The following is a 13,249-nucleotide window of genomic DNA, read 5'->3' as shown; positions in this document are numbered from 1 at the left end:
CCTAACGAAATGATGAGATCTAACAAAAAAAAACATATTACAGCTGCGGATATATTAGGAAACCCTAATTATTTAGCTATTTCCTATGGGGGTTATCGCCATAAAACTCGAGATATTCAACCTACGATATCTGAACTTAAGGACGATATGAAAATATTGTTTGCAATGGGCGTTAGGATATTGCGAACTTATAATGTGCAATTACAGCAAGCCCCTAACCTATTGAGAGCGATATCGGAGTTAAAAGCTAAAGACTCAAGTTTTGAAATGTATGTAATGTTGGGTGCGTGGATTGATTGTAAGAACGCATGGACAGATTTGGCGCCTAACCATGAGATTGAAAGCGAACAAAATGCTGGTGAAATAGACAGGGCCGTGGCACTAGCAAAACAGTACCCAGACATTGTAAAAATTATTGCTGTTGGTAATGAAGCTATGGTGCACTGGGCCACAAGTTATTTTGTGCGTCCTAAGGTTATACTTAAATGGGTAAATCATTTACAAAACTTAAAAAAAGAAGGAGAATTATCCAAGGACCTATGGATAACGAGTTCAGATGATTTTTCGTCTTGGGGCGGTGGTGACAAAATCTATCACACCGAAGATTTAAATGAGCTTATTAGAGCAGTAGATTATATTTCAATGCACACCTACCCTATGCATAATTCACATTATAATCCTAAATTTTGGTTAGTTCCAGAGGAAGAGGCAGTATTATCAGATCTAGAGAAGATAGAATCGGCAATGCAACGCGCTTTACTGTTTTCTCAACAACAATTTGATGCAGTGGTAAATTATATGAGGCGTTTGGGTATTAACAAGCCCGTTCATATAGGCGAAACAGGTTGGGCTACTTTATCTAACGAACATTACGGGGCCGATGGTTCAAAAGCGGCAGACGAATATAAATCAGGACGATATTTTCAGTTGATGAGAGATTGGACAAATAGCGAAGAGATATCTTGTTTTTATTTTGAAGCATTTGATGAACCATGGAAAGACGCTAATAACCCTTTAGGATCTGAAAACCATTTTGGGCTAATTAATCTAAAAGGTGAAGCAAAATATGCCATTTGGGATTTGGTGGACAAGGGTATTTTTAAGGGTTTAACCAGAGACGGTCGTTCAATTACCAAAACGTATAACGGGAGCAAGGAAGATTTACTTTCAGAAGTTCATATTCCACCGTTAAGAACTGAAATGACATTTAATTATTAATTATGAAAAAGGTTCTAATCATACTATTAGCCTGTTTTATGTGGTCTTGCAATAATTCCAAAAAGAGTAATGTGAACAAAGGAGAAGAAAACAAGCAACTAACCGCAAAAGATATTTTGGGAAACCCAAAGTATTTGGCCATGTCTTATGGAGGATATAGGTATGCCGATCATAGTATTGAGCCTACACTAGAAGAACTTAAGGACGACATGAAAATTCTGCATGCTATGGGTATCAGAATAGTTCGTACCTACAAAGTGCATTTGCCCCAAGCCGAAAATCTTTTACAAGCTATAAGCGAGCTAAAAGCAAACGACCCAAGTTTTGAAATGTATGTAATGTTGGGTGCTTGGATTGACTGTAAAAATGCTTGGACAGACCAAGAACCAATTCATAACGAAGAAAGTGAAGCCAATAAACCACAAATGGAAAAAGCTGTTGCTCTAGCAAACCAGTATCCAGATATTGTAAAAGTAATTGCTGTAGGTAACGAAGCTATGGTAAAATGGGCAGCCAGTTATTATGTTGAGCCTTGGGTAATCTTGAAATGGGTGAATTATCTTCAAGATTTAAAGAAAGAAGGAAAGTTATCTCAGGATGTATGGGTAACAAGTTCCGATAATTTTGCCTCTTGGGGCGGTGGCGGCGAGGAATACCATGTTGAAGATTTGAACAATTTAATCAAGGCAGTAGATTTTCTTTCGGTTCACACCTACCCTATGCATGATACACATTATCAACCTGAATTTTGGTTAAATCAAGATGGTCTTGAAGGTAAAACAGATATGGAAAAAATAGAAATATCCATGTTAAGGGCTAAGGAATATGCCATCACCCAAACAGCTAATGTGAAGAAATATATGGAAAGTCTTGGAGTTAACAAGCCAATTCACATTGGCGAAACAGGATGGGCGAGTTTCTCTTCAGGACATTATGGTACAACAGGCTCAAAAGCTTGTGATGAATACAAAGAAGCCTTGTATTATCAGCATATGAGAGATTGGACTAACGGGGCTGGTATGTCATGTTTTTACTTTGAAGGCTTTGACGAGCCATGGAAAGGTGGAGAAAACTCAGGAAATTCTGAAAAACACTTTGGGTTGTTCAAAGTTGATGGAAAAGCAAAATATGCACTTTGGGGCGAAGTGGACAAAGGAACATTTGATGGGCTAACACGAAATGGCAACCGGATAACAAAAACCTATAACGGAGATAAAGACGCTATGATGAAAGATGTTGAAGTTCCTCCAAATGCCGAGGAATGGCATGCAAATTAATAGTAATAAACTTAGTTCAATGAAAGTTATAAAATACATAACGGTTTTTACGGTAGCATTGCTTATGATAGGTTGTAATACAGAAGATAAAACATTGGCAATTGAAGTTTTTGAAACTTCAGAGGGGGGGCATAAATTGTCTAAGATCACTCAGTTTAAAACTACTGAAGAGAAAGTCGTTATCAACTTAAATCCTGAGCAAAAGTTTCAAACCATCACAGGTTTTGGAGGTGCATTTACAGAGGCATCGGCATACTTATTAAATAAGCTAAGTAAAGAAAATCGAAAAAAGATTATCAATGCCTATTTCAGTAAAGAAGGTGCGCATTATTCGTTAACAAGAACCCATATGAATTCTTGTGATTTTGCTCTAAGCAACTATTCTTATACACCTGTTGAAGGCGATAAAAATCTAGAACATTTTTCTATTGAAGAGGATAAAGATGATTTAATTCCGTTCATAAAAGAAGCCATGGCAGCGTCTTCAGATGGCTTTAAAATTTTTGGGTCACCATGGACAGCCGCGCCATGGATGAAAGATAATAACGCATGGGTTGGTGGTAAGTTGCTACCCGAATATTATGACAGTTGGGCTTTGTTTTTTTCGAAGTATGCAGATGCTTATAAAGCTGAAGGTATTGATATTTGGGGTTTTACGGTTGAAAACGAACCACTAGGAAACGGCAACAACTGGGAAAGTATGCATTTCACGCCAGATGAAATGACCAACTTTGTTATGAATCATTTAGGGCCAAAACTGGAGGCAGATGGAAAAGGTGATTTAAAAATTTTGGGCTACGATCAAAACAGGGAACATTTAAAGGAATGGATTGATGCTCAATTTAAAAATGAAGCAACTTCTAAATATTTTGATGGTACCGCCATTCATTGGTATGCAAGTACATTTCATTATTTTCCTGAAGAATTACAGTATGCTCATAACAAAGCTCCAAATAAACTTTTAATTCAATCTGAGGCTTGTGTGGATGCTGAGGTTCCTGTTTGGAATGATGATGCTTGGTACTGGAAGAAAGAAGCTACCGACTGGGGTTTTCAATGGGCACCAGAAGAAGACAAGCACATGCACCCGAAATATGCCCCAGTAAACCGTTACGCCAGGGATATTATTGGTTGCTTAAATAATTGGGTTGATGGTTGGGTAGATTGGAATATGGTTTTGGACACTAAAGGAGGACCAAACTGGTTTAAAAATTGGTGTATTGCGCCAGTAATTGTGAATCCAGATACTGATGAGGTGTACTTCACACCTTTGTATTATACCATGGCGCATTTTAGCAAATACATAAGGCCAGAGGCTAAAGTTATTGGATTAGAGAACTCTGATGAGCAATTAATGGCAACTGCAGCTGTAAACCCTAACGGTTCAACTGTAGTAGTACTCTTTAATGAAACAAAAACCCCTAAATCTATTAGCTTATCACTAAATGGCAAAAATGTTGGTTTTGCAATAGATGCGCAAGCAATTCAAACTGTTGTAATTCCGAAAACCTAAAATGAAAACTAACTAAATCAAAAAGATATGTCAAACGTAAAAACAGCAGCAAGCGATAGAGTACCATTAGGGCAAAAAGCAGCTTTTGGAGCAGGACACTTGGTTTTAAACCTGTATCCTGGAGCATTAGGTTTCTTCATGTTCTTCTTGCTAACTGCTTTTGGTATGGATCCATTTTTAGCAGGCCTTTTGGGAGGATTACCTAGATTTTTTGATGCAATTACTGATCCTATTATGGGATTCGTCTCTGATAATACAAGTTCAAAATGGGGCAGGCGTAGACCCTATATTTTTGTTGGAGGTATTTTAAGCGCTATAACATTTGTGCTTCTATGGCAACTAGACGAGAACAACTCTTCTAACTTCAACTTTTGGTATTTTTTAATAATGTCCATGGTATTCTTAATTGGAAATACCATGTTTGCTACACCTCTTGTAGGCTTAGGGTATGAAATGACTTCAGACTACAACGAGAGAACACGATTGATGGCTTTTTCTCAAACAGTAGGCTTAATAGCTTGGGTAATAGTGCCTTGGTTTTGGGTAATTATTGCAGACCCTGATATATTTAAAGATCAAGCTGAAGGAGTAAGAACAATGGCTATTTATGTTGGTATTGCTTGTTTAATATTAGGAATATTACCAGCCATTTTTTGTAGAGGTATAGATACTGGTAATATGGGAGATAGAAAACCCCTATCACTTAAAAATATAATGGCTAATATGAAAGACTTATTTAAAAGTATAGGAGAAGCTGTTAAGAATAAGCCTTTTATGAAATTATGTGGGGCAACATTTTTAGTATTTAATGGTTACCAAATTGTGGCATCTTTTAGCTTCTTTATTTTCGTTTTTTATATTTTTAATGGAAGTTACGAGGCAACAGCAACATGGCCAGCATGGTTTAGTTCCATTGGAGCTTTGGTGTCGGCATTTCTAGTTATTCCAATTGTGTCAAAAATGGCTACAAAGTGGGGTAAAAAGAAAGCTTTTATTATCTCAACAGCACTTTCTATTATTGGGTATATTTTAAAGTGGTGGTCTTTTACACCAGATAATGTTTGGTTATCATTTATTCCAATCCCTTTAATGTCATTCGGTTTAGGAAGTTTATTTACGTTAATGATGAGTATGACCGCGGATGTTTGTGATTTAGATGAACTTAGAAACGGCAGACCTAGGAAAGAGGGAACTTTTGGAGCCTTGTACTGGTGGGTTGTAAAGCTTGGTCAAGGCTTAGCATTGGTTTTAGGAGGTCTTGTATTGAGTTTAATAGGTTTTGATGGTAATGCCGCGACACAAACTGCAGACACATTAACAAAACTTAGAATAGCAGATATAGTTATACCCGTGGTAACGGCAGCTTTGGCAATTTGGGTAATGTGGAAATACAGTTTATCCGAAGAACGAGCAAGAGAAATTAAAGCTGAATTAGAGGAAAAAAGAGGCGTTCTGTAATTGCGCAAGCGTCTAACTAAAAAACCAGAATATAATGTCAACAAAAGTATTAATTATAGTAGGAATTGTATTGATATTAATTGCAATCCTTAGCAGTATAAAAAAGAACTCAGGTGCATCATTTATTAGCACCAAATTTGGAATACCATCAGGAATCATAGGGGTTTTAGTATTGATTTATTCGAGCTACTCATCTGATCTTGTAAAGTACAACAGACAAATTGAACAAATTTCTATTGGTAATAAGCTAAGAATTGAAGGTCCAGTAAGTACGGCAAAAGTTATTTCCCCAATAGATAAAGACTCCGTGGATTGCAGAATTCTTACAATGGGTGTATATCCAGAAGGCAACGAAAAGGATATTTGGGTGCTAATACGGCCAACGGATGATCGTTATTATCCACAATCAGACCATACAAACACATCCTATAAACGGGATGGCGAATGGCAGGTAGTTACTCGTTTTGGGGGAGACTTAGGAGAAGCTTACGATTTGATAGTTTATGAAGCAGACACAGAAGCTTCAGATTTTTTTACTACTACCATTGTAAATTGGAAAGCAGCAGACGATTATCCTGGATTAGAACTTGAAGAAATACCCGCTGGAGCAAAAGAAGTAGATAGAATAAAAATATATACCCGTAAAAATTGTAGAGGAGTGTTTTAGATAGAAATGAATTATTTCTAAACTAAAAATGAATAATTAAATAAAACAATTTAGCAATGTCTTACAGAGAAAAATCATATTATACATCTAATTACAGTCAAATTGCCACAAAAGGTATTAACCTAGAAGACTATTCATTAGAAGAATTGAAGGCGCTATGGCATAAAACTATTCATGACGGGTTTCACGGTATATGCTTTAGTATGTATAGAGACGGGCAGTCTCCAGGGGACGACATTAGTAAGGCTCAAGTAGAGGAGCGAATCAAAATATTAAAGCCTTATGTGGGTGCTATTCGATCGTTTTCATGCATTGAAGGAAATGAATTTGTGCCAATGATGGCAAAAAAGCATGGATTAAAAACATTGGTTGGGGCATGGCTTAGCGATGATAAAACCGATAATGAAAGGGAAATAGAGGGTTTAATTGAATTGGCTAAAGCTGGGCACGTAGATGTTGCTGCAGTAGGTAATGAAGTGTTATATAGAAACGATTTAACTTTAGAAGAGTTAGTTGGTTATATAAACCGTGTTAAAGAAGCGCTCTCAGGATTAGATATCCCCGTTGGCTATGTAGATGCCTATTACGAATTTTCAAGACATCCAATTTTGGTTGAAAGTACTGATGTGGTTTTGGCTAATTTATATCCGTATTGGGAAGGTTGTCCTATAGAGTATGCTTTAGGTCATATGCAAGCGATGTATGGTTCTGTTATAGATGCGGCCCAAGGAAAACCTATAATTATTACTGAAACAGGATGGCCTAGTCAAGGCGGAGGACTTGATGGAGCAATAGCTACAGAAGAAGGGGCTATGAAGTATTTTATAGATACAATTAGATGGACCAAAGAAAACGACATTCCTGTTTTTTACTTTTCATCTTTCGATGAATCATGGAAAACTGGTGACGAGGGTGATGTTGGTGCCTATTGGGGGCTTTGGGATAAGCATGAGAATTTAAAATTTTAAAAACAAATAGAATGTTTTGTTGTAATGCATGACAACATATTAAAATAACTTTATGAAGTAAATGAGTGAAATAATATCTAGAAAAAAAGTGTCAACAGGACAAAAGGTGGCCTTTGGTATTGGTATGCTAGCCAACCAAATGTTTCCTGCTATTCTGGGTATATTCATGGTGGTTTTGGTACAAGACTTGGGTTTTCCAGGGTGGATGTGGTCATTAATTTATTTCTTTCCAAGAATATTTGATGCGATTACAGATCCTATAATGGGTTATGTTTCAGACAATACTAAATCAAAATGGGGACGTAGAAGACCATATGTTTTAATCGGCGCAATCATGATGGGTATTGCGTATGTATTTATGTGGCAACTGTATAAGGACAATAGTCTCGATTATAATTTTTGGTATTTTTTCTTATGGTCTATTCTTTTTTATTTGGGTCTTACGTTTTTTAGCGTGCCTTACGTTGCTATGGGCTATGAGATGAGCGATGACTTTCATGAGCGCACAAATATCATGGCAGTGGCTCAGTGGATTGGGCAATGGGCATGGGTAATTGCACCACTTTTTTGGATTATAATGTACGACCCAGAATGGTTTCCGTCTGCAGATGTCGCGGCAAGAGAACTAGCAATTTGGGTAGCCATTCCTTGTACCATTTGCGCAATGGTTCCAGCATTATTCATTAAGAGCAAATCTACTGTTAACGAAGATTATGAGCCTTTGAATATAGCAAGTGTAGGCAGTAGCTTAATTAATATACTGCGTAGTTTTATCGAAGCCTTCAAGATTAAAGAGTTTAGGAAACTGTGCGCCGCTACTTTTTTAATTTTTAATGCCTTCAACACTGTTGCAGCACTTACCTTTTTTGTTATTGTATATAAATTGTTTAACGGCGATGCCGCGGCAAGCGGTATTTGGGTGTCCTTATTTGGGTGTATAGGTGCTTTGGGTACAACCTTTATTGTAATTCCTATAGTTACTTGGATGTCTAAAATTATGGGTAAAAAAAATGCGTTTTTATTGTCTCAGGGTATCTCTGTTATAGGGTATATAATGCTATGGTTTTTATTTGTTCCCGGCAAACCGTGGATGTACATTATTGCATTACCGTTTTTTTCCTTCGGAATAGGTAGCTTGTTTACCATTATGATGTCTATGACGGCTGACGTTATTGATATTGATGAATTAAACTCTGGATTGAGAAGAGAAGGTATTTTTGGCGCTATTTACTGGTGGATGGTTAAGGTTGGTTTTGCAATAGCAGGAGGACTTAGCGGTATTATTATTGCCATTGTGGGCTTCAATCCAGATTTGGCAACAGTAGATCAACAAACTGCTGTTGATGGATTGCATGCATTCTTTTGCTTCTTTCCGATGGCAGGAACACTATTTGCTATGTATATAATGCATGACTATGATGTTACTGAAGAACGTGCTAACGTGATAAGAGCAGAATTAAATAAAAGAAAAGAGAAAGAATTAAATTAAAAAATTACAGAAAATGTCCTCGTATAGATCGCATAAATTGATGTCGTTATCTGGATATAATTTAGATAATAAAACATCAAAAGGCCTCCAAAACTGTTTTAAACGAATTTTAAAAGGCGGTATGCATGGTATAGGTTTTAGTCCATATAAAGAAGGACAACAACCAGGAGATCAGCTTTCAGAAAAACAGATTAGACGACGTTTAAAAATTATTAAACCTTATACAAAATGGGTACGTTCGTTTTCTTGTACAGAAGGTAATGAACTAATTCCGATAATAGCTAAAGAAATGGGCATGAAAACTATGGTAGGTGCCTGGTTAGGTGATGATCCCGAAATTAATCAAAAAGAAATTGCAGGATTGAAGGAATTAGCGAAAAACGACGCTGTTGATATTGCTGCCGTAGGAAATGAGGTGATGTACAGGGGAGACTTAACTGAAGATGAATTATTGAGTTTTATTTATGATGTGAAAAAGGACATTAACAATATTCCAGTAGGCTATGTTGATGCCTATTATGAGTTCACGTTACGCCCAAAAATTACAGAGGCCTGTGACGTTATTTTAGCCAATTGTTACCCATACTGGGAAGGTTGTAGCATTGAGTATGCTCTAATTTATATGAAGGATATGTACAATAAAGCCCTTAAAGCAGGTAACGGTAAGAAGGTGATAATATCTGAAACAGGATGGCCTAGTGAAGGCAACGGTATTAATAGCGCATTTCCATCTAAAGACAATGCAATGAAGTATTTTATAAATACGCAATTATGGGCTCAAGAAGAAGATATCGACATTTTCTATTTTTCATCATTTGATGAGTCGTGGAAAGTTGGAACCGAAGGAGATGTTGGCGCATATTGGGGTTTATGGGACAAGAATGAAATCCCTAAGTTTTATAAAAAGCCATTGTCTTTAAGAAACAGAAATAGGTTTGTTTAGGACCTGAAATTTAGAAGTATATCAAAAATTAAGTTCTTTTTTTTGATATTTTTATAATAATATTTACTTGCGAACAAAACACCTTAATAAAATTTAAAAACGGTTTATACAAATGAAAATTAAGTTCATTTATTTGAAAATAAGTGTGTTACTTAGCATTGTCCTGGTTTCTTGCCAAGAACCAGTTCGAGACTTATATCCTGAAACACTTGTTGGAGGCTTTACTTTATTAGATTCAGAAACCACAGGAATTGACTTCAATAATTCTATCAAGGAATCTGAAAAGGTGAACCATTTATACTACAATCAAATCTATAGTGGTGCTGGAGTAGCAATTGGCGATATTAACAACGATGGTCTTTCAGATATTTTTTTCTGTGGCAATCAGGTATCAGATAGATTATTTCTAAATAAAGGAAATTTTCAATTCGAGGATATAACGAAGAAATCGAGAGTAGCTCGAAATTCTGGTTGGTCTTGGGGTGTTACGATGGCCGATGTAAATTCGGACGGGTATTTAGACATTTATGTTTCCAGAAATGGCGAATCAATGGTTCCCGAAGACCGTAAAAATCAATTATACATCAATAACCAAGACCTTACGTTTACAGAGTCTGCAATGGCTTATGGGCTTGCAGATGCCGGCTTTTCATCTCAAGCAGTGTTTTTCGATATGGATAATGATGGGGATTTAGATATGTATCAAGTAAATCAACTTCCAGACGCAAGGCTTTTTATGCGTTACATTAATATTCCTAAAGAACGTGAGAAATTTTACAGTGATAAATTGTATAAAAATGAGGGAGGTAGATACTACGATGTCTCCGAAAACGCTGGTATTTCTAGGGAATTAACATATGGATTAAGCGTAAGTGCAGCCGACTTCAACAATGATGGATGGGTAGATCTTTACATAGCAAATGACTATGATGGACCAGATTTCTTGTATTACAATAATGGCGATGGCACATTCAAAAATGTAATTCATGAAAAAATAAAACACATCTCCCAATTTAGCATGGGTACCGATACTGGAGATATTAATAATGATGGGTTTACAGATTTAATTACCCTCGATATGGCGGCTGCTGATCATTACAGATCCAAAACAAATATGGGTTCAATGAGCACCGCTAAGTTCGATAGTCTGGTTAACGCTGGTAATCACTATCAATACATGACAAACACCTTACAAATAAATAGAGGAGGCAAGAGTTTTTCCGATGTATCGAATATAGCAGGTATTGCTAAAACAGATTGGAGTTGGGCAGGCTTATTGGTTGATCTGGATAATGACGGTAATAGAGATATTATTATTTCCAATGGTGTTAAAAAAGATGTAAGAAATAATGATTTTTTAGTGGAATTAAATCAGAAGCTCGAAACAGGATCTCAAGAGTTTTACGAAATGGCTAAGAAAGCCCCCTCTGTTCCTTTGTCCAATTATGCTTTCAAGAATATGGGTGATTTGAAATTCGAGAAGGTGGCAAAGGATTGGGGTTTCGATTTTCCTGGTTTTTCGAGCGGAATGGCCTATGGCGATTTAGATAATGATGGCGATTTAGACGTAGTAATTAACAATATGGATGCAGTTGCATTCGTGTATAAGAATAATGCATCAGGAAACTTTTTAAAAGTTACTTTAGAAGGGTCTGAAAACAATAAATTTGGCTATGGCACCAAGGTTATTATACATCATAACGGTAAAAAGCAAGTAGCAGAGAATACGGTTAGTCGCGGTTATCTCTCTTCTGTTGAACCCGGATTGTTTTTTGGATTAGGAAAAGACACTAATGTTGATAAGGTTGAGGTGATATGGCCAGATGGCAAAACAAATAGTTTTAAGGATATAGGCGCAAATATTGAACTAACAGCGAAGTACTCGAAGTCTCGTAAGGAGGAAAGAAGCCAAATAACTCCGGAAACAATTATATCTAGCGTAAATCCGGCCGAACTGGGAATACGTTATTCGCACAAAGAAAATGATTTTAACGAGTATCAGCGTGAGATTTTATTACCACATAATGTTTCACAAAATGGACCTTTTATGGCAGTTTCTGATGTAAATGGTGATAATCTGGAAGATCTGTTTATTGGCGGTGCTGCAGGACAAAGCGGCATATTATATATTCAAAACAAAGAAGGAAACTTCGTAGAAGCCCAATCACAACCATGGCAATCAGATAAGGCAGCAGAAGATCTGCAGGCATTATTTTTTGATGCTGATAATGACGGTGATTTAGATTTGTATGTTGCCAGTGGAGGAAGCGAATATAAAAGAGGTGATGCCTTACTTAAAGATAGGCTTTACCTCAACGATGGCTCAGGTTTATTTACAACAAGCAATGCACTGCCAAATATTTTTGAAAGCTCACAATGTGTAAAAACCTCTGATATTGATAAAGATGGTGATCTAGATTTGTTTGTTGGTGTGCGTCTTATTTCCGGTAAATATGGCTTCCCTCCTACTAGTTATATACTCATCAATAACAATGGAAAGTTTACTAAGGCATCAGTTGATAAGGCTCCAAGCCTTCAGGATATTGGAATGGTTACAGATGCTGTTTTCACAGATATTGATAATGATGAAGATGAAGATCTTATAATAGTCGGCGAATGGATGAATATAGAAATTCTAATAAACGATAAGGGTTTATTTGAAAAAGCAACAGAAAAATATGGATTAGAGGATTCAAGAGGTATTTGGTGGTCTATTACGGCGAACGATTTTGACAATGATGGTGACGACGATTACATTTTAGGTAATTTAGGACTTAACAATAAATTTAAGGCATCAAATGAGCATCCTTTTAAATTGTACGCTAACGATTTTGATGAAAACGGTACTAATGATGTGGTTTTAGCTAAGTTTTACAAAGATGATTATGTTCCTGTAAGAGGAAGAGAATGCACTAGCCAACAGATGCCCTATGTAGCAGAAAAATTTAAGGATTACCACACGTTTGCTTCATCTAAACTGGTTGAAATTTTACCCGAGAATAAAGTGGAAGATGCGGTAGTTTACGAAATCAAAAGTTTTGAGAGTATTATACTAATAAATGATAACGGAAAGCTACTGAGGCAAGCTTTACCAAACGAATTACAAATTGCGCCCATAAAATCTGCATTAGTTATGGACGTAAATAAGGATGGTAATAATGATATCCTAACGGTTGGAAATCACTTCGGTGTTGAGGTGGAAACCACACGTTACGACGCTGGTATAGGGAGTGTTCTTATTGGCGATGGAAACAATAATTTTGAAGTTACAAATTTACAAGAAAGTGGATTCTATGTTCCTTCTGATAGTAGGCAAATTACGCCCTTAGATATTGATGGTAAAACGTATTTAATAATAGCCAATAACAACGAACCCATTTCTGTTTTTAGGTTAGATAAATAGTTGTTTATCTGAAACTTACATACAATTTTTAAGCCTTTCTTTCTTTAAAAATCACAATCAATCTTATCATTTTAATTGAATGGTGTTTCTAATTGAAAACATTACCACAACATTACCACAACATTACTGAGTTTTAAAACTAGTTCATACGTGCTAGAGATGATTAGAAACACGCTAAACACCATTAAACAGTGTCTTTTTTGTTTTTGTTAAACCAGAATATGTTTTTTCTAGATTGTATACTTATTGTAGGGGTGTCAAATACCACTTTATCAATAAATGAGGTTTAACTTTGAGAAACTACTAAACTTTT

General features: G+C 36.3%; 9 protein-coding genes. All 9 read left to right on the top strand.

The features are described 5' to 3' along the window. Window positions 1-9 precede the first annotated feature (9 nt). The 9 genes from BMY39_RS02190 to BMY39_RS02150 all read left to right on the top strand — a co-directional run bounded on the left by BMY39_RS02190 (window position 10) and on the right by BMY39_RS02150 (window position 12,936). On the top strand, window positions 10-1,218 hold the full coding sequence (locus tag BMY39_RS02190) for a glycoside hydrolase family 17 protein (RefSeq protein ID WP_092574837.1): 1,209 nt from the start codon (window positions 10-12) through the stop codon (window positions 1,216-1,218). A 2-nt stretch (window positions 1,219-1,220) separates the two neighbouring features. Next, window positions 1,221-2,495, top strand: coding sequence for a glycosyl hydrolase family 17 protein (locus tag BMY39_RS02185; protein WP_092574835.1), 1,275 nt, complete (start codon window positions 1,221-1,223; stop codon window positions 2,493-2,495). A gap of 19 nt (window positions 2,496-2,514) precedes the next feature. Further along, window positions 2,515-4,008, top strand: a complete 1,494-nt coding sequence (locus BMY39_RS02180; RefSeq protein WP_092577539.1) for a glycoside hydrolase family 30 protein — start codon at window positions 2,515-2,517, stop codon at window positions 4,006-4,008. 27 nt (window positions 4,009-4,035) lie between these two features. After that, a complete protein-coding gene (locus BMY39_RS02175; RefSeq protein WP_092574833.1) occupies window positions 4,036-5,466 on the top strand; it encodes an MFS transporter in 1,431 nt (476 codons plus the stop codon). Window positions 5,467-5,500: 34 nt separating this feature from the next. Then, complete coding sequence (locus BMY39_RS02170; RefSeq protein ID WP_092574830.1) at window positions 5,501-6,133, top strand: hypothetical protein; 633 nt, start codon at window positions 5,501-5,503, stop codon at window positions 6,131-6,133. A gap of 56 nt (window positions 6,134-6,189) precedes the next feature. Beyond that, a complete protein-coding gene (locus BMY39_RS02165) occupies window positions 6,190-7,101 on the top strand; it encodes a glycoside hydrolase family 17 protein (protein WP_092574828.1) in 912 nt (303 codons plus the stop codon). Between the two features lie 61 nt (window positions 7,102-7,162). Then, window positions 7,163-8,590: an MFS transporter gene (locus BMY39_RS02160; protein ID WP_092574826.1), complete on the top strand. Its 1,428-nt coding sequence runs from the start codon at window positions 7,163-7,165 to the stop codon at window positions 8,588-8,590. A 13-nt stretch (window positions 8,591-8,603) separates the two neighbouring features. Beyond that, window positions 8,604-9,533, top strand: a complete 930-nt coding sequence (locus tag BMY39_RS02155) for a glycoside hydrolase family 17 protein (RefSeq protein ID WP_092574824.1) — start codon at window positions 8,604-8,606, stop codon at window positions 9,531-9,533. A gap of 112 nt (window positions 9,534-9,645) precedes the next feature. Continuing rightward, on the top strand, window positions 9,646-12,936 hold the full coding sequence (locus tag BMY39_RS02150) for a VCBS repeat-containing protein (protein WP_092574819.1): 3,291 nt from the start codon (window positions 9,646-9,648) through the stop codon (window positions 12,934-12,936). Window positions 12,937-13,249: the final 313 nt, after the last annotated feature.

It is taken from the genome of Hyunsoonleella jejuensis (assembly GCF_900111025.1).
Classification (GTDB): domain Bacteria; phylum Bacteroidota; class Bacteroidia; order Flavobacteriales; family Flavobacteriaceae; genus Jejuia; species Jejuia jejuensis.
This window is presented reverse-complemented; position numbering and strand designations above follow the sequence as displayed.